This is a genomic window from Actinomadura pelletieri DSM 43383, from assembly GCF_003634705.1.
Classification (GTDB): Bacteria; Actinomycetota; Actinomycetes; order Streptosporangiales; family Streptosporangiaceae; genus Spirillospora; species Spirillospora pelletieri.
Genome location: NZ_RBWU01000004.1, coordinates 148,865 through 174,291 on the forward strand (window position 1 = coordinate 148,865; position 25,427 = coordinate 174,291).

Consider the following 25,427-nt stretch of genomic DNA (forward strand, 5'->3'; position numbering starts at 1 on the left):
CATGACGGACGACATGACCGCCGACATGACCGCCGACATGACCGGGACGCCGGCGGGTCCCGTCCTGGACTTCCATGTGCGCCTGGCTCCCCGCCCGGGGGCCGCCGAGCGGCTCCTGGCGACGCTGGACGGGTGCGGCATCGACCGGGCGGTGGTGTGCGCGGGCGGCACCATCGACCTCGACCGGCTGTCCCGCCAGCTCGTCGAGGGCGGGCATGTCGAGACCGACGCGGGCAACGACGCGGTGCTGGCGGCGTGCGCGGGCACCGACGGGCGTCTGGTGCCGTTCTTCTTCGCCAACCCGTACCGTCCGGCCGCGGACTACCGGGAAAGGGCCGCCGAGTTCCGAGGGTTGGAGGTCTCGCCCGCCGTGCACGGCGTCGCCCTCACCGATCCGCGCGTCCAGGCGCTCGTCGGCGTGGCCGCCGAGGTCGGCCACCCGGTGTACACGGTGTGCCTGGCGCGGCCCGGCGCGGGCGTCGCCGACCTGGTCGTCCTGGCCCGCCGGTTCCCGGACGTGGCCTTCGTGCTCGGGCACGGCGGCGTCGGCAACATCGACCTCCACGCCCTCACCCTGATCCGGGACGAGCCCAACATTCTACTGGAGACCTCCGGCGGCTACACGTGCGTGGCCGAGGCGGCGCTGAGCCGTCTCGGCGCCGACCGGGTGCTGTTCGGCTCCGAGTACCCGCTCCAGCACCCCGCCGTGGAGCTGGCCAAGTTCCGGGTGCTCGACCTGCCGCCGGAGCGGTGGCGCCAAGTCGCCTGGGACAACGCGCATCGTCTGTTAGGAGAGGAGAAGCCGTGACCGAGAGCAGCTCGGGCCTGCCCCAGCTCGGCCAGTGGAACGGGCCGGAGGATCTGCAGCGCCTGCAGGAGAAACAGCTCGCGCAGACCGTCGTGTGGGCGTCCCGGTCGCCGTTCTACCGCGACCGGCTGGACGCGGCGGCCCTCCCCACGACGGCCGCCGACCTCGCCGACCTCCCGCTGACCACCAAGCAGGACCTGCGGGACAACTACCCCTTCGGGATGCTCGCGGTCCCGCGTGAACGGCTCGCCACCTACCACGAGTCGAGCGGTACCGCCGGACGGCCCACACCGTCCTACTACACGGCGGAGGACTGGACCGACCTGGCCGAACGCTTCGCCCGCAAGTGGATCGGGATCTCCGGCGCGGACGTCTTCCTCGTCCGCACGCCGTACGCGCTGCTGCTGACCGGGCATCTCGCGCAGGCCGCCGGTCGGCTCCGCGGGGCGACCGTGGTGCCCGGCGACAACCGGTCCCTGGCGATGCCGTACGCCCGCGTGGTCCGCGTCATGCACGACCTGAGTGTCACGCTGACCTGGTCGGTGCCGACCGAGTGCCTCATCTGGGGCGCCGCGGCGACCGCGGCCGGACACCGTCCGGGCGACGACTTCCCGGCGCTGCGCGCGCTGTTCGTCGGCGGTGAGCCGCTCACGTCCGCCCGCCGCGCCCGCATCAGCCGGATGTGGGGCGTGCCGGTGATCGAGGAGTACGGCTCCACCGAGACCGGCAGCCTCGCCGGGGAGTGCGAGCACGGCCGGATGCACCTGTGGGCCGACCGCGCGCTGTTCGAGGTGTACGACCCGCGGACCGGCGCCGTCTCCGCGGACGGCGAGGGCCAGCTCGTGGTCACGCCGCTGTTCCGCGAGGCGATGCCGCTGCTGCGCTACAACCTGGAGGACGACGTCTCGGTCTCGTTCGACGGCTGCGACTGCGGCTGGGACCTGCCGACCGTCCAGGTCCTCGGCCGGGCGGCGTTCGGCCACCGGGTCGGGAACGCGACGGTCACCCAGCACCGGCTGGAGGAACTCGTCTTCTCCCTTCCGGACGCCTACCAGGTCGTCTTCTGGCGGGCACGGGCGGAACCGGACGCGCTGCGCGTCGAGATCGAGGTGCCGGAAGAACACCGGGAGGCCGCCCGCGCGCAGCTCGCCGCCTCGGTGCGGTCCGCGTTCGGCGTCGGCTGCGAGGTCACCGGGCTGGCTCCGGGAAGCCTCGTGCCGCACAAGGCGCTGACCACCATGCCCGACGTGGTGAAACCGCGAAGCCTCTTCGGACCCGACGAGGATTGGGGCAAAGCGCTCCTCTACTACTGAGGAGCCGACGACTACCCCCGGGGGGAACGACATGGCGCAGTTGACGGTGGCGGTGGCCGGAGCCGGAATCGCGGGACTCACGCTCGCCGCCGCCCTCGACCGGCACGGAATCGACTGCCACGTCTACGAGCAGGCCGAGCGGCTCGCCGAGGTGGGGGCGGGAGTGCAGGTGGCGCCCAACGCCACCCGGCTGCTGCGCCGCCTCGGCCTGGGCGACCGCCTGAGCGCCGTCGCGGTCGCGCCGGAGGCGATCGAGGCGCGGCGCTGGGACGACGGCGCGCTGCTGCGGCGCACCCCGCTCGGCGACCTGTGCCGCCGCCGGTTCGGAGCGCCCTACTACACCCTGCACCGCGCGGACCTGCACGACGCGCTGCTCTCGCTCGTCCCGCCCGACCGGGTGCACCTCGGCGCCCGGTGCGTCGCCGTGACCCGGGACGCCGGGGCCGCGCGGCTGCGCCTGGCCGACGGGACGGCGATCACGGCGGACCTCGTCGTGGGCGCCGACGGCATCCACTCGGTCGTGCGGGAACACCTCGTCACCGACCGGCCCCACTACTCCGGGCACACGATCTACCGGGGTCTGGTCCCCGCCGAGAAGGTGCCCCACCTGCTCGACGAACCGCGCGTCCGGTTGTGGTTCGGGCCGGAGCAGCACTGCGTGTGCTACCCGGTGTCGTCCGGTCGGCAGGTGAGCTTCGGGGCGACCGTCCCCGCGCCGGACTGGCGGGAGGAGTCCTGGTCGGCGCGCGGCGACGTCGCCGACCTCGCGGCCGCGTACCGGGGCTGGCACGCCGACGTCGCCGAGCTGGTCGGCGCGGCGGAGACGGTCGGCAGGTGGGCGCTGCACGACCGCGAGGGCATCGACCGGCTGGCCGCGGGACGGATCGCCGTCATCGGCGACGCCGCTCACCCGATGCTGCCGTTCCAGGCGCAGGGCGCGAACCAGGCCGTCGAGGACGCCGTCGTGCTCGCCGTCTGCCTGTCCGGCGTGAACCCGGCAGACGGCCCCGATGCGCTGAGCGCGGCCCTGCGCCGCTACGAGGAGATCCGCCTGCCCCGGACCACACGGATCCAGCGCCGGTCACGCGACAGCGTGAAGACCTTCCACCGAACCCACGACGACGCGCAGAACCATGACACCGCCGCACGGAACCCCTCGGTGCTGGAGGACTACCGGTGGTTGTTCGAGTACGACGCCGAGCAGGCCGCCATGACCAGCGGGAGCTGATGATGGAGTTAACCGGAATCGAATCGACGGTCGCCCTGGTCACCGGCGCGGCGCAGGGCATCGGCGCCGCCGTCGCCGCCACCCTGGCGGGCGCCGGGGCGCACGTCGCGGCCGTCGACCGCAACGCCGACCGGCTCACCATCGCCGTCGCCAAACTGGAGGCCGAGGGCGGGACCGCCCGCGGCTACCCCGTCGACGTGTGCGACAGCGCGGCGGTGGACGCGCTCGTGCGGCGGGTCGAGGACGAACTCGGACCCATCGGCATCCTCGTCAACGCCGCAGGCGTCCTGCACACCGGCCGGGTGGTCGAGCTGCCGGACCGGCAGTGGGACGAGACGTTCTCCGTCAACGCGGGCGGCGTGTTCAACGTGTCCCGCGCGGTGGCCCGGCGCATGATCGACCGTCGGCGGGGCGCGGTCGTGACCGTCGCGTCCAACGCCGCCGGGGTGCCGCGCATGGAGATGGCCGCCTACGCCGCGTCGAAGGCCGCGTCCGCGCAGTTCACCCGGTGCCTGGGGCTGGAGCTGTCCGGCTACGGCATCCGCTGCAACGTCGTCTCGCCCGGGTCGACCGACACGCCCATGCTGCGCTCGATGCTCGGCGAGGAGGGCGATCCGCGGCAGGTCGTCGAGGGTTCGCCGGCCGCGTACCGGGTCGGCATCCCGCTGCGGAAGCTGGCCAGCCCGCGGGACGTGGCCGAGGCGGTCGCGTATCTCGTGTCCGACCAGGCGGGCCACGTCACCATGCACGACCTCTACGTGGACGGCGGCGCCGCGCTGCACGTCTGACCGGCCCCGACGAGACCAGGAGGCTGACCATGGCCATCCCCCCGATCGCGCCGTACCGCATGCCGGGCGAGGACGACCTGCCGCCCGCCGCGGTGCCCTGGCGCCCGCGCCCGGACCGGGCCGTCGTGCTGGTGCACGACATGCAGCGGTACTTCCTGCGTCCCTTCCCGGCCGGGCGGTCGCCGCTGACCGGGCTGCTCGCCAACACCGCGAAGCTGCTCGCGGCGGCGCGCGCGGCGGGAGTGCCCGTGATGTACACGGCGCAGCCGGGCGGGATGACCCGCGAGGAACGCGGGCTCCTGCACGACTTCTGGGGACCGGGCATGGGCAGGGAGGAGACCGACCGCGCCATCGTCGACGACGTCGTCCCCGAACCGGGGGAGACGGTGCTGACGAAGTGGCGTTACAGCGCGTTCGTCCGCAGCGACCTGGAAGAACGGATGCGGCGGTCGGGCCGCGACCAACTGGTCGTCTGCGGCGTCTACGCGTACATGGGATGCCTCCTCACCGCCTGCGACGCCTACAACCGCGACATCCAGCCGTTCCTCGTGGCGGACGCGCTGGCCGACCTCACCCTCGACGACCATCTGTCGGCGCTCCGCTACGCCGCGGAACGCTGCGGCGTCCCGCTGTCCACCGCCGACACACTGGCCGCACTGGAGACCGGTGATGGCGCCTAGCCGGCGGGACGCGGCATGGTTACCGTGCCTGCTGCTGGCCACCTTCGTCATCGGGACGGACGACTTCGTCATCGCCGGCGTCCTCCCGGTCATCGCCGCGGACCTCCGGGTGAGCGAGGCGGCCGCGGGCCAGCTCGTCACCGCGTTCTCCGTCACCTACGCGGTGGCCGCCCCCGCCATGGCCGTGCTCACCGCGCGGATGCCCCGCAAGGCGCTCCTCGTCGGCGGCCTGGCGGCCTTCGCGGCGGCGAACCTGGTGACCGCGCTGGCCCCGAACTACGCGACGCTCATGGGAGCGCGGGTGCTGACCGCGCTGATCGGCGCCACCCTCACCCCGGCGGCCTTCGCCATGGCCGAGCGGCTGTCGGCGCCCGAGCGGGCCGGACGCGCCATCGGCATGGTCGCCGCCGGGCTGACCCTGTCGCTCTTCGTGGGCGTGCCGGTCGGCACACTGCTGGGCGAGAACCTCGGCTGGCGCTCGACGTTCGTGGCGGTGGGCGTGTTCACCTGCCTGGTGGTCGCGGCCGGCTCCAGGCTGTTGCCCCGAGTGCCCGGCGCCGCCCCCCTCGGAGTGGGCGGGCAGGTGCGGACCCTTGGCCGTCCCGCGGTGCTGCTGTGCGCGGCGGGCACCGTGGTCGCCGCCGCGAGCGGCCTGATGACCTACACCTACATCGCCCCCCTGACCGAGGACCTCACCGGGCGGGGCGGCGGGATCCTGGCCCTGTTCATCGCCGTGGTCGGCGTGTCCGGCGCGGTAGGCACCGTCGCCGGCGGCCTGCTCACCGACCGCTGGGGCCCCGACCGCACGCTGCTGGCCTCGGTCGCGGGCGTGGTGACCGCCACGGCGGTGCTGGCCGCCCTGGGGACGGGCGGACGGGAGGCGGCGCCGGTGTGGCCGGTTGCCCTCACGCTCGCCCTCTGGGGGTTCGCGGCGTGGAGTTTCACCCCGCCGATGAACACCCGGATCATGCGACTGGCGGGGGAGGCGGGCACCGAGGCCGTCGCCCTGAACACCAGCGGTCTGTACGTGGGGATCGCGATGGCGGGTGCGGTGGGCGGCGCCGTCCTGGCCTCCTACGACGGCACGGGGGTCGCCGTCGCCGCCACCGCGGTCGGTGCGGTCGCCTACCTGGTGCTGGCCGTGTCCGTCCGCCGCTTCCCCGTCCGGGACGAACGTCGAACGTCGACAGGCAGGAAGGGAAACGCCCATGTCCGAGCGTAGACATGTCGTGGTCATCGGTGGAACGTCCGGGATCGGGCGCCATTTCGCCCGCACCCGGGCCGAGCACGGTGACGACGTGGTCATCACCGGCCGCGCCGAGGACCGGACGAAGGGGATCGCCGACGAGATCGGCGGGAACACCCGCGGTCTCGCGCTGGACCTCGCCGCCCCCGAACGGGTCGGCGACGCGCTCGCCGGTGTGGAACGCGTCGACTGGCTGGTCCTCGCGGCGCTCGACCGCGACCACAACACGGTCCGCGACTACCGTCCGGCCGACGCGACGCGCCTGCTGACGGTGAAGCTCACCGGCTACACCGCCGTCCTCCACGCCCTCGCGCCGCGGATGACCGACGAGAGCGCGGCCGTCCTGCTCGGCGGGCTCGCCAGCCACCGGCCCTATCCGGGGTCCACGACCGTGACGACGGCCAACGGCGGCGTCACCGCGCTGGTCCGGACGTTGGCGGTGGAACTGTCCCCGATCCGGGTGAACGCGCTGCACCCGAGCATCGTCGCCGACACGCCGTTCTGGAGCGACAAGCCCGGCGCACGCGAGGCCGCCCGCACCAACGCGCTCACCCGGCGCGCGGTGACCATGGAGGACTGCACCGACGCGATCACGTTCCTGTTGCGCAACCGCGCGATCAACGGCGTGAACCTGAACATCGACGGCGGCGACGTCCTGCTCTGAGTCCTGATGCGAGTCCTGCTCTGACGCCGGTCTAGCTCCGCTCCTCGTGGTCGGTGGTGCCGGTGACCCGCCACGGGCCCCACCGTCCGGTCGCGCCCTGCCCGTGCTCCCGCTCCGCGCGGGAGTAACGGGTCAGGTCGCGGGACGAGAACAGTGCCATGCCCACATGGAAGCCCGTCACCGGCACCGGAAGCCGCGCCCGGTGCGCCAGGCGGCCGTCGACGTGCCACCGGACCTCCGCCTCCTCGGGCAGGTAGGTGATGGCGTAGCGGTGCCCGAGGCCCGGCTCCGTCGACACCTCCAGGTCCACCCGGTTGACGAAGTGCTCGTGCGGACGGGTCACCCCGGGGATCACCAGGCGTTCGAGCACCGCGAAAACCGTGTCGTTGGTCGCGGCGGCGTTGAGCACGACACCGCTCTCCAGGTCGAAGACGTTCACCGTGCCGTACGCGTCGAGCAGGTCGTAGGGGATCTGCCCGTAGGTCCGCACCGCCATGTCGACCTCGAACGTCAGCCGTCCCGTCGCCGGGGCGGGGAAGCGCCGCACGGACCGGTACATCTGCTTGGCGTTGTTCTGCTTCGGGTCGGTGTCGTGGAAGCGGCTGAACGGGTCGACGGTCAGTTCGAAGCGCCCGTCGCCCGTGCGGACCCGCGCGTTGCGGTCCCGGTACTCGTGCCGTTCGCCGTCCGCGCCCCGCATCTCCATGATCCGCCAGCGGGCGGGGTCGAGCTCGTCGCCGGTGAAGTCGTCGTACGTCCAGGTGCTGATCTCCGGTGCCGAGGTCATGCCGCCACGATCCGCCGGGCCGCCGTTCGCGGCCATCACACGTTCACGCGGTTCGGCCGGGACGGCACGCCAATCTGCGGGGCACGCCGAAGATCCCGTGAATGGGCCATGCCCGCGCGGCGGCGCTCGCCGAGACTGCCTACTGACCGCCACGCCACGACGTCGGCCTGCGCGTCGGCGTACCGGCGTCCTCGTCACGCAGGAGGTGTCATGGTCACGCAGAGTCCGCCGGCGGACGGTGACCGCTATGTCGCTGCCCATTCCAGCGCCGAGTTCCAGACCCTGCGCCGCCGATCACAGGCCTTCCTCCTCTGGGCGAGCGTCGTGTTCTTCGGGTGGTGGTTCACCGGAAGCGCGCTCGCCACGTTCGCGCCGGACTTCTTCCGCCGCGAGGTCGGCGGGCCCGTGAACGTCGGCCTGTTGTTCGTCCTTCTCTCGTTCGTCCTCGTGGTCACGATCTCCGGGCTGTACCTGCGGTACGCCCGCACCCGGCTGGACCCGCTCGGTGAACGGGTCCGGGCGGATCTGGAAGCGGGTCCGGAAGTGGGTCCGAAGGGAGCAACCCGATGACCGTTCTCGCCGATCCACCGCCCCCGGTCGACAACACGTGGGCCGCGCCCGGGGTCGCCGTTCCCGCGACCCTCGCCATCGCGGTGGTCGTGTTCTTCCTCGTGCGGTCCGTGCGCGGCGGCGTCCGCGACCAGGACGACTTCCTGCTCGCGGGCCACCGGATCGGCCCCGGCCAGAACGCCCTCGCGCTGGCCGCCGCACCCCTCATGTACTCGACCCTGTTCATCATCACCGGTCATGTCGCGTTGAGCGGTTACGACGCGGTCCTCCTCCTGACGTCGTTCACGATGTCGATGATGCTCGGGGTGCTGCTGTTCGCCTCGCACATGCGGAACCTGGGCGCGACCACGCTCGGGGACGTGTTCGCCATGCGCGCGAGGGAACGGCCCGCGCGCATCGCCGCGTCGGTCGTCACCCTGACGATCTACGCCATGTTCACGGTCATCACGCTGGCGGCGATCGCGTTCATCCTCAACCGGTGGTTCGGCCTGGACTCCCTCGTCGGACTGGCCGGATCGGTTCTCGTCGTCGGCCTGGTCACCGTCCTGTACGTGTACATGGGCGGGATGCCCGGGGTCACCCGGGTGCTGACGTTCAAGGCGGTCGTGGCGCTCGGCGTCGTGGCGATGCTGACCACGCTGGTGCTGGTCAAGTTCGACTTCGACCTCGTCAAGCTGCTCGACACGGCCGAGGCCAGGTCGGCGCCGCAGGGCGACTACGACCTGCTCGGCCCGGGGCGCCTGTTCGGCGAGGGAGCCGACCGGTGGGTGCATCTGTCCAAGCTCTTCTGCGTCGTCGTCGGCGTGGCCGCGATCCCGTTCCTGTTCATGCGCAACTTCGCGGTGACCAACGGACCCGACGCGCGCCGGTCGGCCGGATGGGCCGCGATGATCGTCGTGGCGGTCTATGCGTGCATGGCCGTCGTCGGGCTGGGCTCGGTCGCCGTCCTCGGCCGGGAGAACATCGGTGTGATCAAGGCGCACCGCGACATCAGCCTGCCCAAGCTCGCCGACGAGCTCGGCGGGCCGCTGATGGTCGGCGCGCTCGGCGCGGTCGCCGTGCTGACGGTGGCCGGGGTCTTCGCCGCCCTGCTGATCAACGCGGTGACCTGCGTCACCCGGGACATCAATGTGCTGCGCGGACGGCGGCCCGCCCCGGAGCGGGAGCTGGCGGACGTGCGCCGCAACGTCAAGATCATCGGAATCGTCTCGGTGGTCGGCGGCGTCGCGATGCTGCCGGTACGGACCCACATCTTCATCCCGACGTCGATCGACGTGGCGGGCGCCACGATCCTGCCGGTGGTCGTCTACACGCTGTTCTGGCGGCGCTTCAACACCGCGGGTCTGAAGTGGGCGGTCTACGGCGGGCTCGTCTCGACCATGTTCATGGTCGTGTTCTCCAACGGGATGTCGGGTGCCGAGGACGCGATCTTCGCCGGATCGAACTTCAAGTTCATCGACATCGAGCCGGGGCTGATCTCGGTGCCGCTCGCCTTCCTCCTCGGGTTCCTCGGCACGGTCCTGAGCGGCGAACGCGACGACCGCGCGTTCGCCGAGACACAGGTCCGGTCGCTGACGGGCGCCGCCGTCCCGGCACACCGCGAGGCGACCGTCGCAGCCGCCGTCGACGACGGCCGGGCGAACCGGACCACCAGCGAAGCGCACTGAGCGCCCGCATGTTCGGAGGCATGGTGCATCCGGTACCGGTTCTCGTGGTGGGCGCGGGCCCGGTCGGCATGGTCGCCGCCCTGGTCCTCGCCCGCCACGGTGTTCCCTGCGTCCTCGCCGACCAGGGCTTCGAGACGTCCGACCATCCGAAGCTGGACTATGTCAACGCCCGCAGCATGGAGTTCTTCCGGCGGCTCGGCGTCGCCGGGGACGTCCGCGCCGCGGGCGTCGGGCCCGAGCATCCGGCGAACGTGATCTGGTCGACCGGCCACGCCGGGGAGCCGATCACCACATGGGAGCTTCCGTCGGTGGCGGAGGAACGCCGCCGCATCGCCGAGCAGGACGACGGTACGCGCCCCGCCGAGCCCGGCCAGCGGATCTCCCAGATCGAGCTGGAGCCGGTCCTGCGCGCGCACTGCCGGCGCGAACCGCTCGTCGACCTGCGTCCCGGCCTGCGGTTCGACGCGCTCACCCAGGATTCCGACGGCGTGACCAGCCATCTCGTGGACGTGATGAGCGACGAAGGCGTCCGGGTGCGGTCCCGTTACGTGATCGGGTGCGACGGCGCGTCGAGCCGCGTCCGCGAGGCGGCGGGCATCAGACTGGAGGGGTTCGACGTCCCCGGGCTGCCGAGCGCCTTCATGGTGCACTTCAAGAGCCGCGACCTGGACACCCTGCACCGGCACGGCCGGTTCTGGCACTACTTCGCCTTCCGGTACGTCGTCCTCGCCCAGGACGAGGCGGACACCTGGACCGCGCACGTCAACGGCATGGACCCGAACGAGTTCGACACACCGCCCGCCGACCCCGCGGCGTTCCTGCGCGACACGATGCGGACGGAACTGAAGATCGACAAGGTGCTGTTGACCTCCCGCTGGCGCCCCGACTTCATGATCGCGGACCGGTACCGCGCGGGACGGGTCCTCATCGCCGGGGACGCCGCCCACCGGATGTTCCCGACCGGCGCCTACGGCATGAACACCGGCGTCGGTGACGCGGTCGCCGCCGCCTGGAAGGTCGCCGCGCTCGTCCGGGGGTTCGGCGGGCCCGCACTGCTCGACGCCTACGACGCCGAACGCCGCCCGGTGGGCCTGCGCAACATGCACACGTCCCACCGGCACCTCGGCGTCCACCTCAGGGCGGGGGCGCTGCTGCGCGACGGCGTCCCGCTCCCCGCCATCGCGTCGATGCTCCAGACCGAGCGGGGTGAGAACGAGTACACGGGCGTCGAGCTGGGCTACCGCTACGGCGACTCCCCGGTCGTCTGCCATGAGGAGGGGCCCGAACCGCCGTGGAGCCCCCGCGCGTACACGCCGACGACCTGGCCCGGAGGCCGTCCGCCCAGCCTGCTCCTGGACGACGGGACACCGATCTTCGACCGGTTCGCGGAGTCCTTCACGCTCGTCGACTTCGCGGACGACGGCCGTGCCGTCCCGCTCCTGGCGGCGGCCGCCGCCCAGGGAGTGCCGGTCCGGCACACCGTGGTGCGGGACGACCGCGTCCGCGAGATATGGGAGCGCGACCTCGTCCTGCTCCGGCCCGACCACCACGTGGCCTGGCGCGGGAACGTAACCGGCGCCGACCCGGCCGCGGTGGTCCGGCGCGTCCGAGGCGCCGGACGCTGACATGAACGAACGCCCGGTCAACAAGCTTGCCGGCCCGCGCGTTCCGGCGCGGCGGGCCGGCCGAAAGGAGAGTCCCCGATGACGTCCATGAGGCGACCGCGCGGCCGGCGGCTGGGATACGCGGTGACCATCGCGACCGCGACCGCCGTGGCCGGATCGCTCACCGGCGCCGTGGCCGCGGCCCCCCGGGACGCGGCGGCCTTCGACCTCGACCATGGGAACGCCCTGATCGAGGTGGTCTATCCGAAGTTCCAGCGCGTGTCCCGCGAGCAGAGTTCGGGCCGTGCCGTGTCACTGACCGTGGACCACGCCATGCTGATCGAGATGCCGTGGTTCGACGCCCTGGCCCCGTACCACCCGAAGGCCGTGGGCATCTTCTCGAACATCGGCCGCCGCCCGAGCAAGGAGCACACGACCCGCAACAAGAACATCGCCGTCATCTACTCCGCCTTCACCTCCCTCAACGCGATCCTTCCGGAGTACCGGACCCGATGGATCGAGATGATGGAGTCGGCGGGCCTCGACCCGAACGACACCAAGGAGGACCCGACCACGGCGAGCGGCATCGGCATCCTCGCCGCCAAGAACGCCATCGCCGCGAGAAGGGGCGACGGTTCCAACCGGGACGGCGCGGAGGGCGGACGCAAGTACAACAGGCGGCCCTACGCCGACTACACGGGCTACAGGCCGGTGAACGGCCCCTACAAGCTCCGCAACCCGTCGCGCTGGCAGCCGGACGTGACCTCGACGCGCAACGTCTACCGAACCCAGCAGTTCGCGACGCCCTACTTCGGGCGGTTGAAGCCGTTCTCCTACGACGACCCCGACCGGTTCGAGGTCCCGCCGCCGAAGAACAGCGACCATCGCAACCGCCGGGCGTACAGGCGCCAGGCCGACAAGGTCCTGGAGGCGTCGGCGAAACTGGACGACCGGAAGAAGATGATCGCCGAGCTCTTCAACGACAAGGTCCTGACGTTCGGGGCCGTCGCGGGGACCCCGGTCGTCATCACCGGCAAGTACGACACCGAGAAGATGGTGCACTACATCGTCACGTCCGACGTCGCGTTCGTCGACGTCACCATCGCCACATGGCACTTCAAGCGCAGGTTCGACTCGGTGCGGCCGTTCAGCGCGATCCGTCACCTGTACGGGGACGAGAAGGTCACGGCCTGGGGCGGGCCGGGGAAGGGGACCGTCGGCGACATCACGGGGAACGAGTGGCAGAGCTACCTGCACGCGCAGTCGGCCGACCATCCCGAGTACCCCTCGGCCACGGCGTCCCTCTGCCAGGCCTTCGCCGCGCAGGTCCGCCGGTTCACCGGCACCAACGACATCAACATCTCCGTGCCCACTCCGAAGGGCTCCTCTCTGGTCGAACCCGGCGTCACCCCGGCCACCGACCTCACACTGCGCTGGAGCAACTGGACCGACTTCGCCGACGACTGCGGCGAGAGCCGGGTCTGGGCGGGGGAGAATTTCCCGTCGGCGATCGACGCGGCGTCCCGGTACGCCCCGGCGATCGGCGCGTCGAGCTACGAGTTCGTCCAGCGCAAACTGAACGGTCGCTGATACGCGGCGGGCGGCCCGGCGACAACGTGACCGCCCGGTCACAGAAAGTGCGGCCTTAGGAACCTTGGTCGCCGTCGACTTGGTCGCCCGTCCGAAATTCGGGCGGGCGGTCCGAGGTCACCTGAACGCCGTGGGCGTCCCTAACCAGTTCCGGCCAGATTTCTCGACGCGGCATTTAACGCACGCACCACCGGTCTCGCAAGGTCGCGAAGTGTGTGGGCCGCCGTCGGGGATCACCGCCCGAGTCTTGTCGTGGACGGCGACGGACCCGGGCGGTGATCTGTTCCCGCCGGGCCGCGCGGTTCCGATGTGTCGAGAATGGAGATCTCCAGGCCTGTGACGTCGCGCGATCGAAAGTCTGTCACTTTCGGTCGCGCAGGTGATGCAATCCGTCACTTGCTCCGGATACTCTTCCTGACAGTAGCATACGAATGCTGTCAGTGAATGCGTTGGGACATCGACGCCGTCGCACTTCTGTCGATCGGGATCCGGGCGAGTTATAGTCGATCAGGGGCTCGTCCGCAAGGTGGGGGATTCTGGTGATGATCTTTCACGTACTCCGGGTAAGGTCACGTCCACCTGTTTTGGGGGCGAACGACAGTTTCCGTCCCGCTGATGCGAAATGGTCTCGTGTATTCGGCGGAGCCCGCCCGGCGTGAGCTTATACATGCGGCAGACCACGAGAAGTCGCTCGCCCGCCACGAGCGGCCGGGGCTCTCGCTCTCGCGCCCAGGCCGACCCCAGGAGGACGCTCCCATGACCGAAGTCCTGCCGTGTCCCGCGGCGTCGAAGACGTACTCCGTGCTCGTGGCCGAACCCGAGAGGTCGACCCGTGACATGCTCGCCGCGGTGCTCGGGGCGGCTCCCCGGCTGGACGTGGTGGACGAGGCGGCCGACGCCGACGAGGCGGTGGTCCGCGCGGCGCGGATCCGTCCGGACGTGGTGGTGCTGGGCGCCGGGACGTCCGGGACGAGCGTCGCCACCGCGACCAGACGCCTGCGCGCCGCCGCCGACCCGCCCGAGATCGTCGTCCTGACCGAGCCCGACGACCACGAACGCGGCCGCGAGGCCCTCCGGGCGGGCGCGTCCTGCCTGCTTCCCCGGAACTCGCCGCCCGAGCGGCTCGCCTGCGCGATTCCCGCCGTCGCGGCCGGTTACGTGGTCATGGCCCCCGACGTCGTCGGCCAGCTGATGGAGGGCGCCGCGGGCAGGGACCTGCACGACGTCCTCGGCCGCACCCTCGCCGCGATCAACCGCAAGGGCGAGCTGGTCGCGCGGCTGCTCGTCGCGCAACCGGAGCGGGCCAGGGCCGAGCTGGAGACCGTGCTCGCGCTCGCCCGCCGGTCCGTCGCCGAGGTCCGCGCGCTGGCCGCCGGATACCGTCTCGGTGACCTGGCCACCGAACTCGAACAGGTCCGCGCCGACCTGGAGGTCATGGGGGTCCGGGTGGAGACGGCCCGCGTTCCGCCGGCGCTGCCCCGCCCGATCCAGGAGGCGTTCGGCTGGGTCGCGCGGGAGGCCGCCGCCAACGTCATCCGGCACAGCGAGGCCGGTCACTGCCGGATCGAGATCTGGACCGGCGGCCGGACCGCGCACCTGCGGATCACCAACGACGGCGTCCACCGGCCCGGACCGACCGCCGCGGGGACCGGGCTCGCCGGGCTGGCGGCGCGGCTGCGCGTCGTCGGCGGCGCGCTCGTCCACGGACCGGGCCCCGATCTCACCTACCGCGTCGAGGCGACGGCGCCGCTCGGCGGATAGAGCGGCCGTGGAGGAAAGATGGCGATCAAGGTTGTCCTGGCCGAGGACGAGGCGCTCACCAGGGAGGCCCTCACCGAACTTCTCCAACTGGCGGACGGCATCGAGGTCGTCGCCCACACCGGCCGGGGCGACCGGGTCCTGGAGCTCGTGGACGCCCACCGCGCGGGGCTCGCCGTCCTCGACGTGCACATGCCGGGAATGAACGGCATCGAGGTCGCCGAGCAGCTGAACCGGGAACGTTCCGGTTTTCCGGTGGTGATCCTCACCTGCGACGCCCGGCCCGGACACCTGCAGCGGGCCCTCAAGGCCGGAGTCCGCGGCGTCCTCACCAAGGACACCTCGATCGACGAGCTGATCGGCGTGATCCGCGAGGTGTACGCGGGCGGACGGCACTTCACCCCCGACCTGGTCGCCGAGATGTTCGCCGTCGGCGAGAACCCGCTGACGGCCCGCGAGGTGGAGATCCTGAAGGCGGCCGAGGACGGCCGTCCCCTCAGCGTCATCGCCTCGCAGTTACATCTCAGCCCGGGGACGGTCCGCAACCACATCCACTCGGCGATCAACAAGTTGGAGGCGGGGAACAGGATCGGCGCCGTGCAGGCGGCGTCGCGGGCCGGTTGGCTGTGAGCCGGTCCGGGGCGACTACCGTGCGCGCGGTAGCCGGTCGCTCGTCCACAAGGAGGAGTGACCCGCCGCATACCTCCGGTTAGGGTGCGCCCATGAGCACAGAACGGTCCCGGGTTCCGGTCGCCGCCAAGGACTGGACGATCGCGGTCGGCGTCGCCGCGGTCCTGCTGATCGTCGGGCTGTCCGGGGACCACCACGCCGCGGACCCCGACGCGCTCGGCTACGGGTTGCTGATGGTGGGCGGTCTGGCGCTGGCGGCGGGCCGGCGCGCGCCGGTCGCCGTGCTGGCCGTCACCTGGCTGTGCGTGATCGGGTACAACGCGTTGGGGTTCGAGGTGCCCGCGGTCGCGTACCTGTTCGCGGTGTACGCGACCATGCGCGCCGGGCATCGTCTGGTCACGCTGTTGATGTCGGTGGCGCTGCTCGGGGCGCTGCCCCTCGCCATCATGCTGTCGCCCGGGGACGGGCCGGCGGGTGAGGCTTTCGCGCAGGCCCGCGGCGTTCTGGAGATCGCGTGGCTGGTCGCCGCGGCCGCCGCGGGGGAGGCCCTGCGGCAGGCCGAGCGGCGCGCGGACGAGGCCGAACGCACCCGCGAGGAGGCCGCCCGGCTGCGCGCCACCGAGGAGCGCCTGCACATCGCGCGGGAACTGCACGACTCGCTGACGCACCAGATCTCCATCATCAAGGTGCAGGCCGGGGTCGCCGTCCATCTGGCGCGCAAGCGGGGCGAGGAGGTGCCGGAGGCGCTGCTGGCGATCCAGGAGGCCGGACGGGAGGCGACCCGCGAACTGCGGGCCACCCTGGAGACCCTCCGCGACGTCTCCACCTCGCCCGCGCACGGACTCGACCGCGTCCCCGACCTGATGGAACGGGCCCGGGGGATAGGGCTGAAGACGACGCTCCGGATCGACGGGCAGAAACGCGCCGTGCCGGAGGTGGTCGACCAGACCGCGTACCGGATCGTCCAGGAGTCGCTCACCAACACCGCCCGCCACGCCGCCGCCGCGAACGCCTCGATCTGGATCGACTACCGTTCCGACGCCCTCGCCATCCGCGTCGACGACGACGGGACGGCCACCCCCGGCTCCGCTCCCGTGCCCGGTGTCGGGCTGCTCGGCATGCGCGAACGTGTCACCGCCCTCGGCGGGCGGCTGCGCGCCGAACCGCGCGACGAGGGCGGCTTCACCGTCCAGGCCGAACTCCCCGTGGGGGGACCGTCGTGATCCGGGTCCTGCTGGTCGACGACCAGCCGCTGCTGCGCAGCGGGTTCCGCTCCCTCCTCGCCGGCGAGGAGGACATCGAGGTGGTCGGTGAGGCGGCCGACGGCAGGGAGGGCCTGGCGCTCGCCCGGCGGCACCTGCCCGACCTCGTCCTCATCGACATCCAGATGCCCGTCATGGACGGCATCGAGGCGACCCGGCAGATCGCCGCCGATCCCGCCCTCACCGGCCTGCACGTGGTGATCCTCACCAACTACGGGTTCGACGAGTACGTCTTCGACGCGCTGCGCGCCGGCGCCGCGGGGTTCCTCGTCAAGGACATCGAGCCGGAGGACCTGCTGCACGCCGTCCGGGTCGCCGCCCGCGGCGACGCGCTGCTCTCCCCGTCGATCACGCGCAAGCTGATCGACCGGTATGTGGCGCGGCCACTGCACACCGGCGCCGACGCGAACCTGAAGGGCCTGACCAACCGTGAACGGGAGGCCGTCGCCCTGGTCGCGCAGGGGCTGTCCAACGACGAGATCGCCGACCGCATGGTGATCAGCCCGCTGACCGCGAAGACGCACATCAACCGGGCCATGACCAAGCTCCAGGCCCGGGACCGGGCCCAGCTCGTGGTGCTCGCCTACGAGTCCGGCCTGCCGGTCCCCGGCGGCCGCTGACACGGCGCGGCGTTCGGCGACAGGGTGCTCGCGCCCGTCACCGGGTCGTCGCGGTCCCCTTGGCCCACGCCTCGACGAGTTCGGTGGCCTGGTCGGCGTTCAGTCTCGGGTCGCACAGCGACGTGTAGTGGCGCTGCAGCTCGTCCTCGTTGCGCACCGGCCCGCCGACGCATTCCGTCACGTCGTCCACCGCGACCTCCAGGTGGAGTCCGGAGGGCCGCTGCCCGTGCTCCTCGACGATGTCGCGGAACCGCAGCGCCTCGGTGATCACGGCGGTGAGATGACGGGTCTTCAGGCCGAGGGACGATCTCACCGTGTTGCCGTGCATGGGGTCGCTCAGCCAGATGACCGGATGCCCGGCGTCGGCCACCCGGCGGACGATGGGCGGCAGGGCCTCCCCGATCCGGTCGTGGCCCATGCGGGGTATCAGGACGAGACGGCCGGGTTCGCGCCGCGGATCGAGCGCCTCGCAGACCCGTAGGACGTCGTCGGGGTCCGCGGTCGGCCCGATCTTGCAGCCCACCGGGTTGACGACGCCGGAGAGCAGGGTGACATGGGCGCCGGCCGGGTCGCGGGTCCGTTCCCCGATCCACGGCAGATGCGTCGAGGCGAGGTACCTGTCGCCCGTCTCCGGGTCGCGCCGGATCAGCCTCGACTCGTAGTCGAGGACGAGGGCCTCGTGGCTCGACCATGGCCCGTCCGCAGTGGTCGTGCCACCCGTGCCGGAGCCGCGCGTCCGGCGGTACTCCCGCATCGCGTGCTGCACGCCGGCGCTGGCCTCGTAGGCCCACACCATGCGCCGCGGGTCGGCCCGGCGCGTCACCGGACCGACCAGCTCCGAATTGATCATGTGCCCGCGGAAGGCCGGAACGGTCACCCCGCCGTGCTCCTCGGTCTCCCGCGACCTCGGTTTGGCGAACTGCCCGCCCATGCGCCCGACGCGGACGACGGTCCGGCCGGTGAGTTCGCGGAGCCGGTCCGCCAGCCCGTCGATGAGACGCAGTTTCCCGGCCACGTGCCGGGGCGCGCACTCGTAGAAGCTCTCCGCGCAGTCGCCGAGTTGGAGCAGCAGCGCGTCGGTCGCGGTCAGCCCCGCCAGGGCGTGCCGCAACCGCCGGACCTCCGCGGCCGTCACCAGCGCCGGGGCGGACGCCAGCCACCGGACGGCCTCGGGACGGCCGGGGTGGTCGTGCCAGTCCGGCTGCTGGGCCGCCGGCCTGCCGCGCCACGGTTCCGGGTGCGGAGAACGCGCCGGGGAAGTGGATGGCTGCATGTGTGCTCCCGTCGCGCGTCCCACCGGTTTCGAGGCGTGTGCGGACAGCGTGACCCGGCGGCGGGCACGCGCACATCGCGCGTTCGCGCCATCGGGCGGGCGGAGAACTCCCGGCCGCGGCGCCGACGAAGGCCGAACCGTCGAAGGCAAGATCGCCGAGTGCGCGGTCTGCTCAGCGAACCGCAAGTCATATGGAGGTGGTGTACGACCAGCGACGACAAATCGCTGGCGGTGGCGGCTAGCGTCATGGCTTATCGGCGGCGCATACTCGCATAATGGGCGACGACATCCGCGATCTCGGCGGTGACGCGATGGCCGCCGAGGAGGAGTGCCTGAGTTCCGGGCTGGAGCGGCTCGTCACCGCCGGCGGGCTGGACGAGTTGCAGGAGCGCTACTTCGACTGGGTCGCCGGTCATGTGCCGTCCTTCGCCTACGGTCTCTACCTGTTCGACCGGCGGACGGGACGTCCCCGGGCGTCGTCGGTGCGCGGCCTCAGCCGGTTCTACGCGCACCGCTACGAGCAGTTCGGCCGGGCGCTCGACCCGGTGCTGCGCGGGGCCATGGCGGCGCGGCGGGCCTGGGACGACTCCCTGGTGAGACCGCCCGACCGGTGGCGGGAGGCCCCGATCGTCCAGGGACTGTTCCGGCACTACGACATGGCGCACGTCATGTGCGCGCCGCTGATCAGCGGCGGGGAGATCGTCGGGACGATCAACTTCGCCCGCAACGGGGCCGAGCCCGCCTTCGACGACGGCGACCGGCGCCGGGCGACCGTGGCGGCGCGGATGTTCCAGGCGGCGGTCGCTGCGACGGACCTGGTCACGGCGATCGACGCCGAGCGGGCGGCGTGGTGGGGCGCGCTGGAGGCGAGCGGGCAGGCGATCGTGGTCACCGACCTGGACCGGGCCGAACGGCACGCCAACCGGGCCGCGCGGGCGCTGCTGGACGCCGCCGACGGCGCGTGGCCCTCCCTCGACGCGGCCATCGACGGCGGTGAGGCCACCCGGCGCCTGGCGGTGCGACCCCCCGCCACCGACGCCGCGAAGGACGTTCCCGCGACCGACATCACCGTGACCTCGGCGCCCCTGCCCGAGCGGCCCTCGCTGATCGTGTCGATCCTGTCGACGGAGTCCCGCACGCCGGCGCCGGCCCCCGCGGTGCGCCGTCTGCTCACCGAGCGCGAGGCGGCCATCGCCGAACTCGTCGCCGCAGGGAAACGTGACCACGAGATCGCCGGCAGCCTGCACATCAGCCCGAACACCGTGAAGCACCATCTCAAGTCGATCTACCAGAAGCTCGGCGTGCACTCCCGGGTCGAACTGGCGGCCCTGCTGCTGCGGTGATCCCCCTTTCGGGTGGTCCACACCTCCCCTTGAACGGGCGATATGCCGGGGAACGCCCGGCTCGTAGCGTCCCAAACATGGGATCACACAACAGTGTCACCGAGCTGAACGAACTGTTCGTCGAGGCGATGAACGCCGGTGATCTGGACGCCGCGCTGTCCTGTTGGGACGAGCACACGGTGTTCCAGACGGGTCCGGGCACGGAGCCCGCGCGGGGCATGGATCGGCTCCGCACGGCGATCTCGGAGTTCCTCGCGCTGAAGCCGCATCTGACGATCGAGGAGCTGCACCGGGTCGAGGCGGACGACATCGTCCTGGTCGCGCTGCGCTGGCACCTGACGGGCACCGCCCCGGACGGGGAGTCGGTCGAGATGAGCGCGATCGACTCCAACGTCTTCCGGCGGCGCCCGGACGGCACCTGGCGCATCCTGATCGACAACCCGTTCCACTCCGTCCACATCGGACTGGAGAAATGACGGCCGTCGGCACCGGTCGGCTGACCATCGACCGGCCCCTGCCCGCGATCGTCGGCGGACAAGCGCGGCCGGTGCCGACGGTCCTCCCGGCGGTGGAACCCGCCACCGGGAGGACCTGGGCGCAGGTCGCCGACTGCGACGGCGCGGTCGTGGCCGAGGCGGTCACCGCCGCGGCCACCGCGTTCGAGACCTGGCGGTCGACGTCCCTGGCGGAGCGGCAGGCCGCGCTGTGGGCGGTCGCCGACCGGCTGACCGCGACGGCGGCGGACTGGCCGGCGCTGCTGGCCACCGAGAACGGGCGGGCGATCCGCGAGGCGGCGCTGATCGACGTGCCGACCGCGGCGGAGATCTTCCGGTATTTCGCGGGGATGGCGCGGGCCGTCCACGGCGAGACGATCCAGGGAGCGCCGGAGTCGTCGCACGTGTACACCACACGGGAGCCGCTCGGCGTCATCGCGGCGATCGTGCCGTGGAACTCGCCGCTCATCTCCGTCGCCCACAAGCTGGCGCCGGCGCTCGCGGCGGGCAACACGGTCGTGGTGAAGCCCTCGGAGCTGGCGTCGGTGAGCACCGTCCGGTTCGTGGAGGCCATCGCGGACCTGCTGCCGCCGGGCGTCGTCAACGTGGTCACCGGCTACGGCGCGACCGCAGGCGACGCGCTGGTCACCGACCCCCGTATCGCCAAGATCAGCTTCACCGGCGGAACGGAGAGCGCGCGGACGATCCTCGGCAGGGCGGGCGCCCGGCTGACCCCCGCGCTGATGGAGCTGGGCGGGAAGGGCTCGCTCGTCGTCGGGCCGGACGCCGACCTCGACACGTTGACCGAGGACGTGCTGACCGGCGTGTTCGCGGCCAACGGCGAGGTGTGCTTCGCCGCGTCCCGCCTGCTCGCGCACGCCGACGTGCACGACGAGCTCCTGGAGCGGATCACCGCGCGGGCCGACCGGATCCGGGTCGGCGACCCGCTCGACCCGGCGACGCAGCTCGGCCCGCTCATCAGCGTCGCGCACCGGGACCGGGTCGCCGAGGCCGTCGACCGGGCCGTCGCGGAGGGCGCGACGGTGTGCGCGGGACACCGCGTCCCGGAGCTGGACGGCGAACTCGGCGGCGGCGCGTTCTACCGGCCGACGGTCCTCGCCGACCCCGACGGCAGGACGAGCGCGTCCTGCGACGAGTTCTTCGGGCCCGTCCTCACCGTCGAACGCTGGACGGACGAGGACGACGCCGTCGCACGCGCCAACGCGGTGGCGTACGGCCTCGCCGGTGGCGTGTGGACGACCGACCTCGCGCGGGCGCACCGCATCGCCCGCCGCCTCCAGACCGGGATGGTCTGGGTCAACACCTGGTTCGCGACCCCCCTCGGTCAGCCGCAGGGCGGGATCAAGGCCAGCGGCTTCGGCCGCGAGGGCGCCGCGGAGACGGTCCGCGAGTACCAGGCGTCGAAGGTCGTCAACGTCAGTCTCGACACCGCGCGTCCCCCGATGTGGGACTGACGCGCAGCACGAACGTGGAGGAACCATGGACTTCCAGCTGGACGAGCAGAGCCGGCGGATGGCGGATATCGGCAAACGGCTCGCGGGCGTGCTGGCGCCGGGCGCGGCCGACGCCGACGAACGGCGGCTGATCCCCGCGGAGAGCTTCGCCGAGCTGCGCTCGGCGGGCCTGTACGGGGCGGGTCTTCCCACCGACCTCGGTGGGCTCGGCGTGGGGTCGACCGCCTGGCTGGCGACCGTCGAGCAGCTCGCGCAGGGCGACGCGTCGACCGCCCTCGGATTCAACATGCACTACGTGGCGACCCGGCTGGTGGGTGAGCTGCCGTCCTTCGACGCCGCGGCGCGCAAGCACGTCGCGTCGCTGGTGATCGACGACGGCGCGCTGATCTCGGCGCCGCTGTCGGAGCCGTCGTCGTCGAGCCTGCTGCCGGGCTCGTTCCTGCCGACGGTGACGGCCACCCGCACCCCGGACGGCGGCCTGCGCGTGAGCGGGACGAAGATGTACGCCTCGATCTGGGAGGCGAGCGACTACGCGTTCATGCTCGCCCGCCCCGACTGGAGCGACGATCCGACGCTCGTCGTCGCGTTCCTGCTCCCGGTCGCGCAACCGGAGCACATCGTGGTCGAGGACGTCTGGGACACGCTCGGGATGCGGGCGACGCGCAGCAACAAGGTGACCATCACCGACGCGCACGTCCCGGCCGAGCTCGTCCTCGGGCCGATCGACGACTTCGTCACCAACTGGATCGTCGCGCGGGCGGCCGTCACGTGGGGCGGCTACACGGCCTGTTACCTCGGCCTGGCCGAGGCGATGGTGAGCTGGTTGACGGAGGCCCTCGGCACGCGCACGGCGAAGGGCTACGCGCAGCCGATGGGCTACCACCCGACGATCAGCTCGGCGGTCGGGCGCCTGTCCACGCATGTCGAGGCCGCGCGGCTGATGATGTACCGGGCCGCGTGGAAGGCGGACACGGAGGGGCCGGGGCTCGGCACCTGCCACGCCTACCTGCAGGCGAAGCTGATGCTCGCGGACGCGATCGGACGCGTCATCGAACTCGGCACCACCGCGGGCGGACTCACCGCGCTGATGCGGCCCCGGGGCTACGAGCGGATGCTGCGCGACGTGACCACCGCCGCGATCATGCCGCCGAACGCCTACGCCTGCGCCGAGATGGCCGGCCTCATCACCATGGGACTGGACCCGGCACAGGCCCCCTCCCTGGCCCCTCTCGCCGCCCCCGCACCGGCCCCGGACCGGGCCTGACGGCGGGGGTGACCGAGATGCAGCAGGTCACGGAGGACGTCGCCGCGCTCCGCCGGACCTTCGGGTGCTTTCCGTCGGGTGTGACGGCGGTGTGCGCCCTCGTCGACGGGGAACCGGCGGGCATGGCGGCGAGCTCGTTCACGTCGGTGTCCCTGGACCCGCCGCTGGTGTCGCTCTGCGTGCAGAACACCTCGGAGACGTGGCCGAGGCTGCGGCGTGCGCCGCGCCTCGGGCTGAGCGTGCTGGCCGAGAACCACAACGAGGTCTGCATGCGCCTGTCCCGCAAGGAGGGCGACCGGTTCGACGGGGTCGACTGGGAGCCCAGGCCGGACGGCGGCGTTTTCGTCCTCGACGCCGCCGCCTGGCTGGACTGCCGCCGCCACGACGAGATCCCGGCGGGCGATCACCTGATCGTCCTGCTGGAGGTCCTCGGCCTGCTCGCCAGGCCGGAGACCCCTCCGCTGGTGTTCCACACCAGCCGGTTCCGCCGGCTGGCGCCCGTCTGAGAAACGCACGACGAAACGGGCACCGGAGATGACTCCGGTGCCCGTTTCGTCATGTCCGATCGTCTTGTCCGGGCTGAGGTCATACGTCCCGGACGCTGAGCAGCCTGGTCACCCCGCGTCCCGCCGTGTTCAGCAGGTTCGCGAAGCGCTCGGCCCTGCCGGGGGCCACCGGGCCGGTGACCGACAGGGCCGCGACCGTCGCGCCGGTGGCGCCGGCGAGCGGGATGGCGACGCTCATGTACCCGATGCGGGCCTGCTCGTACTCGACCGCGTACCCGAGTTCGCGGGCGCGCCTCAGCTCCTGCTCCAGCAGGCCGGGCGCGACCGTCGTGCGCGGGGTCGTGCGGGTGAGGGGCGCGGCCACGACGTCGTCGAGGAGGCTGCGCGGCCCGAAGGCCAGCAGGGCCTTGCCGGTGGCGGTGCAGTGCAGCGGCATGCGCCCGGCGACCCGGGACGGGCGGCCGACCTGCCGGTGCCCGGAGACCTTCTCCAGGTACAGGACCTCCAGGCCGTCGACGACGGCCAGATGGACGGTCTCGCCGGTGGCCCGCAGCAGGTCCTCCATGAACGGCCGGGCGACGTCCCGCAGGATCCGTTGCCGCGGGACGCGCTGGCCGATCTCGAACAGCCGCATGCCCAGCCGGTACTTGCCGTGCCGTCGCTCCAGGAGACCCCAGCGCACCAGCTCCTGGCTGAGCCGGTGCACGGACGCCTTCGCCAGGCCCGTCCGGCGCGTCAGCTCCGACAGGCCGAGGTCCTCGTCGTCGAGCCCGAAGGCCTCGAGGATGAGCTGAACCTTGCCCAGCACGCTTCCGCTCTCGGCGGCGGCGGTGGTGGGCTCCAACACGGCGTCCATTGAACGATGGTTCACCTGGTGAAACACCCTGTCAACGGGCGGAGTCCGGTCAGCGGACCGATAGTGGCCGCCCGGTCACAGGTGGGCTGCGGGGTGGTGGTCAGCCCGCGACATCGGCGAGGAACGCGAGGCTGAGCGGGTTGTAGCGGGCGGCCTGCTCGTGCTGCGGCCAGTGGCCGGTGTCGTCGAACAGCTCGAGCCGCGAACCGGGAATCGCCTTGTGCATGGCCTGCGCCTCCGGGACGTCGCCGAAGGGGTTCTTCCGGCCCCAGACGATCAGCGTCGGCGCCGTGATCCGCGCGAGCTGCTCGGGGGTGAGCAGGTTGCGCCGCCGGACCTCCATCGTCTGCAGGCACAGCAGGTTGTCGATGTTCTCGACGAAGTCGGGCCGGTGGTAGATCCGGTGCCGGATGTCGACGAGTTCCTCGGTGGCGTCCTCGGCGGACGCCATGAGCAGCCGCAGGCGGGCGCGTGTCAGCTCGATGTCGTCGACCGCCACGGCCTGCCGGGTGCTGCCGTCGATCCGCTTCATCACCTCGGGGTTCGCGACGGTGCCGCCCGCGCAGAGCAGTTGGAGGCTGGCGACGCGGTCCGGGTGCTCGACGGCCGTGCGGGCGCCGACCCAGCCGCCGAGCGACTCCCCGACGATGTGCGCGCGGTCGGCGCCGACGGCGTCGAGGTAGCCGAGGAGATGCTCGACGTACCGGGGGATCTCGTACGGGTGGTCGGGCTTGCCGGTGTAACCGTGCCCGAGCATGTCGATGGCGTGGACGCGGTACCGCTCGGCGTGCGCGGCGATGTTGCGGGTGAACGCTTCCAGGTGGCCGCTGGTGCCGTGCAGGAACACCACCGGTTCCCCGGAACCGGCCTGCAACGACCGGGTGCGGACACCCGCCGCGTCGACGTAGGAGACGGTGAACGGAATCGGCGACAGTTCGGTCCAGATGGACATGGCACGACCAATCTTCGGCGGGACGGTTGTCAGGGTTGGTTGATGCGGT

Annotated in this window: 24 protein-coding genes; 20 read left to right on the forward strand and 4 right to left on the reverse strand. The window is 72.1% G+C overall.

What is annotated here, in order from left to right:
- Position 1: 1 nt before the first annotated feature.
- The 7 genes from BZB76_RS18590 to BZB76_RS18620 are packed head-to-tail and all read left to right on the forward strand — an operon-like array spanning position 2 to position 6,727.
- On the forward strand, positions 2-808 hold the full coding sequence (locus BZB76_RS18590) for an amidohydrolase family protein (RefSeq protein WP_246007040.1): 807 nt from the start codon (positions 2-4) through the stop codon (positions 806-808).
- Positions 805-2,121, forward strand: a complete 1,317-nt coding sequence (locus BZB76_RS18595) for a phenylacetate--CoA ligase family protein (RefSeq protein ID WP_121435678.1) — start codon at positions 805-807, stop codon at positions 2,119-2,121. The genes BZB76_RS18590 and BZB76_RS18595 overlap by 4 nt, the downstream gene beginning before the upstream one ends.
- 31 nt (positions 2,122-2,152) lie before the next feature.
- Positions 2,153-3,349 (forward strand): FAD-dependent monooxygenase, encoded by a 1,197-nt coding sequence (locus BZB76_RS18600; protein WP_121435679.1) that lies wholly within the window; start codon positions 2,153-2,155, stop codon positions 3,347-3,349.
- A 2-nt stretch (positions 3,350-3,351) separates the two neighbouring features.
- On the forward strand, positions 3,352-4,137 hold the full coding sequence (locus BZB76_RS18605) for a 2,3-dihydro-2,3-dihydroxybenzoate dehydrogenase (RefSeq protein WP_121435680.1): 786 nt from the start codon (positions 3,352-3,354) through the stop codon (positions 4,135-4,137).
- A gap of 29 nt (positions 4,138-4,166) precedes the next feature.
- Positions 4,167-4,817 carry an isochorismatase family protein gene (locus BZB76_RS18610; protein ID WP_121435681.1) on the forward strand — a complete coding sequence of 217 codons (651 nt, stop codon included), beginning with the start codon at positions 4,167-4,169 and terminating at the stop codon, positions 4,815-4,817.
- On the forward strand, positions 4,807-6,039 hold the full coding sequence (locus BZB76_RS18615; protein ID WP_211343070.1) for an MFS transporter: 1,233 nt from the start codon (positions 4,807-4,809) through the stop codon (positions 6,037-6,039). Before BZB76_RS18610 ends, BZB76_RS18615 begins: the two co-directional genes overlap by 11 nt.
- A complete protein-coding gene (locus tag BZB76_RS18620; RefSeq protein WP_121435682.1) occupies positions 6,026-6,727 on the forward strand; it encodes an SDR family NAD(P)-dependent oxidoreductase in 702 nt (233 codons plus the stop codon). The genes BZB76_RS18615 and BZB76_RS18620 overlap by 14 nt, the downstream gene beginning before the upstream one ends.
- A 31-nt stretch (positions 6,728-6,758) precedes the next feature.
- On the opposite strand, the gene BZB76_RS18625 is transcribed toward BZB76_RS18620, so the two are convergent.
- Positions 6,759-7,514: a DUF6081 family protein gene (locus BZB76_RS18625; protein WP_121436194.1), complete on the reverse strand. Its 756-nt coding sequence runs from the start codon at positions 7,512-7,514 to the stop codon at positions 6,759-6,761.
- Positions 7,515-7,724: 210 nt separating this feature from the next.
- Here BZB76_RS18625 and BZB76_RS18630 point away from each other — a divergent pair, with 210 nt between their 5' ends.
- The 8 genes from BZB76_RS18630 (at position 7,725) to BZB76_RS18665 (ending at position 17,215) form a co-directional block, all read left to right on the forward strand.
- Complete coding sequence (locus BZB76_RS18630; RefSeq protein WP_121435683.1) at positions 7,725-8,084, forward strand: DUF485 domain-containing protein; 360 nt, start codon at positions 7,725-7,727, stop codon at positions 8,082-8,084.
- A complete protein-coding gene (locus BZB76_RS18635; protein WP_121435684.1) occupies positions 8,081-9,751 on the forward strand; it encodes a solute symporter family protein in 1,671 nt (556 codons plus the stop codon). The genes BZB76_RS18630 and BZB76_RS18635 overlap by 4 nt, the downstream gene beginning before the upstream one ends.
- Before the next feature lie 20 nt (positions 9,752-9,771).
- Complete coding sequence (locus BZB76_RS18640) at positions 9,772-11,376, forward strand: FAD-dependent monooxygenase (RefSeq protein WP_211343071.1); 1,605 nt, start codon at positions 9,772-9,774, stop codon at positions 11,374-11,376.
- A 78-nt stretch (positions 11,377-11,454) separates the two neighbouring features.
- Complete coding sequence (locus BZB76_RS18645) at positions 11,455-12,945, forward strand: DUF6851 domain-containing protein (RefSeq protein ID WP_211343072.1); 1,491 nt, start codon at positions 11,455-11,457, stop codon at positions 12,943-12,945.
- Between the two features lie 756 nt (positions 12,946-13,701).
- Positions 13,702-14,706, forward strand: coding sequence for a histidine kinase (locus BZB76_RS18650; protein WP_170180676.1), 1,005 nt, complete (start codon positions 13,702-13,704; stop codon positions 14,704-14,706).
- 18 nt (positions 14,707-14,724) lie between these two features.
- On the forward strand, positions 14,725-15,333 hold the full coding sequence (locus BZB76_RS18655) for a response regulator transcription factor (RefSeq protein ID WP_121435686.1): 609 nt from the start codon (positions 14,725-14,727) through the stop codon (positions 15,331-15,333).
- A 92-nt stretch (positions 15,334-15,425) separates the two neighbouring features.
- Positions 15,426-16,556, forward strand: coding sequence for a sensor histidine kinase (locus BZB76_RS18660; RefSeq protein ID WP_121435687.1), 1,131 nt, complete (start codon positions 15,426-15,428; stop codon positions 16,554-16,556).
- A complete protein-coding gene (locus BZB76_RS18665; protein ID WP_121435688.1) occupies positions 16,553-17,215 on the forward strand; it encodes a response regulator in 663 nt (220 codons plus the stop codon). The genes BZB76_RS18660 and BZB76_RS18665 overlap by 4 nt, the downstream gene beginning before the upstream one ends.
- Before the next feature lie 37 nt (positions 17,216-17,252).
- On the opposite strand, the gene BZB76_RS18670 is transcribed toward BZB76_RS18665, so the two are convergent.
- Entirely contained in the window at positions 17,253-18,488 is a 1,236-nt protein-coding gene (locus BZB76_RS18670) for a 3-deoxy-7-phosphoheptulonate synthase (protein ID WP_121435689.1), read from the reverse strand.
- A gap of 275 nt (positions 18,489-18,763) precedes the next feature.
- On the opposite strand from BZB76_RS18670, the gene BZB76_RS18675 reads away from it, so the two are divergent.
- The 5 genes from BZB76_RS18675 to BZB76_RS18695 all read left to right on the forward strand — a co-directional run bounded on the left by BZB76_RS18675 (position 18,764) and on the right by BZB76_RS18695 (position 23,570).
- A complete protein-coding gene (locus BZB76_RS18675; protein ID WP_121435690.1) occupies positions 18,764-19,831 on the forward strand; it encodes a LuxR C-terminal-related transcriptional regulator in 1,068 nt (355 codons plus the stop codon).
- A 77-nt stretch (positions 19,832-19,908) separates the two neighbouring features.
- On the forward strand, positions 19,909-20,307 hold the full coding sequence (locus BZB76_RS18680) for a YybH family protein (RefSeq protein WP_121435691.1): 399 nt from the start codon (positions 19,909-19,911) through the stop codon (positions 20,305-20,307).
- The gene (locus tag BZB76_RS18685) at positions 20,304-21,800 is read left to right on the forward strand and encodes an aldehyde dehydrogenase family protein (protein WP_121435692.1); all 1,497 of its coding nucleotides are present in this window, start codon (positions 20,304-20,306) and stop codon (positions 21,798-21,800) included. Before BZB76_RS18680 ends, BZB76_RS18685 begins: the two co-directional genes overlap by 4 nt.
- A gap of 25 nt (positions 21,801-21,825) precedes the next feature.
- The gene (locus BZB76_RS18690; protein ID WP_121435693.1) at positions 21,826-23,064 is read left to right on the forward strand and encodes an acyl-CoA dehydrogenase family protein; all 1,239 of its coding nucleotides are present in this window, start codon (positions 21,826-21,828) and stop codon (positions 23,062-23,064) included.
- A 17-nt stretch (positions 23,065-23,081) separates the two neighbouring features.
- Positions 23,082-23,570, forward strand: coding sequence for a flavin reductase family protein (locus tag BZB76_RS18695; RefSeq protein ID WP_121436197.1), 489 nt, complete (start codon positions 23,082-23,084; stop codon positions 23,568-23,570).
- Positions 23,571-23,649: 79 nt separating this feature from the next.
- Here the strand turns inward: BZB76_RS18695 and BZB76_RS18700 are convergent, their stop codons facing one another.
- Positions 23,650-24,426: an IclR family transcriptional regulator gene (locus BZB76_RS18700; protein ID WP_121435694.1), complete on the reverse strand. Its 777-nt coding sequence runs from the start codon at positions 24,424-24,426 to the stop codon at positions 23,650-23,652.
- Between the two features lie 100 nt (positions 24,427-24,526).
- Positions 24,527-25,378 (reverse strand): alpha/beta fold hydrolase, encoded by an 852-nt coding sequence (locus BZB76_RS18705; RefSeq protein WP_121435695.1) that lies wholly within the window; start codon positions 25,376-25,378, stop codon positions 24,527-24,529.
- Between the last annotated feature and the right edge of the window lie 49 nt (positions 25,379-25,427).

Excerpts from the sequence above, each read along its gene's own strand:
- BZB76_RS18645 (WP_211343072.1), top strand. The coding sequence starts at position 11,455 with ATGACGTCCATGAGGCGACCGCGCGGCCGGCGGCTGGGATACGCGGTG.
- BZB76_RS18650 (WP_170180676.1), top strand. The coding sequence starts at position 13,702 with ATGACCGAAGTCCTGCCGTGTCCCGCGGCGTCGAAGACGTACTCCGTG.
- BZB76_RS18630 (WP_121435683.1), top strand. The coding sequence starts at position 7,725 with ATGGTCACGCAGAGTCCGCCGGCGGACGGTGACCGCTATGTCGCTGCC.
- BZB76_RS18600 (WP_121435679.1), top strand. The coding sequence starts at position 2,153 with ATGGCGCAGTTGACGGTGGCGGTGGCCGGAGCCGGAATCGCGGGACTC.
- BZB76_RS18705 (WP_121435695.1), bottom strand. The coding sequence starts at position 25,378 with ATGTCCATCTGGACCGAACTGTCGCCGATTCCGTTCACCGTCTCCTAC.
- BZB76_RS18605 (WP_121435680.1), top strand. The coding sequence starts at position 3,352 with ATGGAGTTAACCGGAATCGAATCGACGGTCGCCCTGGTCACCGGCGCG.
- BZB76_RS18615 (WP_211343070.1), top strand. The coding sequence starts at position 4,807 with ATGGCGCCTAGCCGGCGGGACGCGGCATGGTTACCGTGCCTGCTGCTG.
- BZB76_RS18620 (WP_121435682.1), top strand. The coding sequence starts at position 6,026 with ATGTCCGAGCGTAGACATGTCGTGGTCATCGGTGGAACGTCCGGGATC.
- BZB76_RS18670 (WP_121435689.1), bottom strand. The coding sequence starts at position 18,488 with ATGCAGCCATCCACTTCCCCGGCGCGTTCTCCGCACCCGGAACCGTGG.
- BZB76_RS18610 (WP_121435681.1), top strand. The coding sequence starts at position 4,167 with ATGGCCATCCCCCCGATCGCGCCGTACCGCATGCCGGGCGAGGACGAC.
- BZB76_RS18640 (WP_211343071.1), top strand. The coding sequence starts at position 9,772 with ATGGTGCATCCGGTACCGGTTCTCGTGGTGGGCGCGGGCCCGGTCGGC.
- BZB76_RS18655 (WP_121435686.1), top strand. The coding sequence starts at position 14,725 with ATGGCGATCAAGGTTGTCCTGGCCGAGGACGAGGCGCTCACCAGGGAG.
- BZB76_RS18680 (WP_121435691.1), top strand. The coding sequence starts at position 19,909 with ATGGGATCACACAACAGTGTCACCGAGCTGAACGAACTGTTCGTCGAG.
- BZB76_RS18660 (WP_121435687.1), top strand. The coding sequence starts at position 15,426 with ATGAGCACAGAACGGTCCCGGGTTCCGGTCGCCGCCAAGGACTGGACG.
- BZB76_RS18635 (WP_121435684.1), top strand. The coding sequence starts at position 8,081 with ATGACCGTTCTCGCCGATCCACCGCCCCCGGTCGACAACACGTGGGCC.
- BZB76_RS18690 (WP_121435693.1), top strand. The coding sequence starts at position 21,826 with ATGGACTTCCAGCTGGACGAGCAGAGCCGGCGGATGGCGGATATCGGC.
- BZB76_RS18695 (WP_121436197.1), top strand. The coding sequence starts at position 23,082 with ATGCAGCAGGTCACGGAGGACGTCGCCGCGCTCCGCCGGACCTTCGGG.
- BZB76_RS18625 (WP_121436194.1), bottom strand. The coding sequence starts at position 7,514 with ATGACCTCGGCACCGGAGATCAGCACCTGGACGTACGACGACTTCACC.
- BZB76_RS18685 (WP_121435692.1), top strand. The coding sequence starts at position 20,304 with ATGACGGCCGTCGGCACCGGTCGGCTGACCATCGACCGGCCCCTGCCC.
- BZB76_RS18700 (WP_121435694.1), bottom strand. The coding sequence starts at position 24,426 with ATGGACGCCGTGTTGGAGCCCACCACCGCCGCCGCCGAGAGCGGAAGC.
- BZB76_RS18675 (WP_121435690.1), top strand. The coding sequence starts at position 18,764 with ATGGGCGACGACATCCGCGATCTCGGCGGTGACGCGATGGCCGCCGAG.
- BZB76_RS18590 (WP_246007040.1), top strand. The coding sequence starts at position 2 with ATGACGGACGACATGACCGCCGACATGACCGCCGACATGACCGGGACG.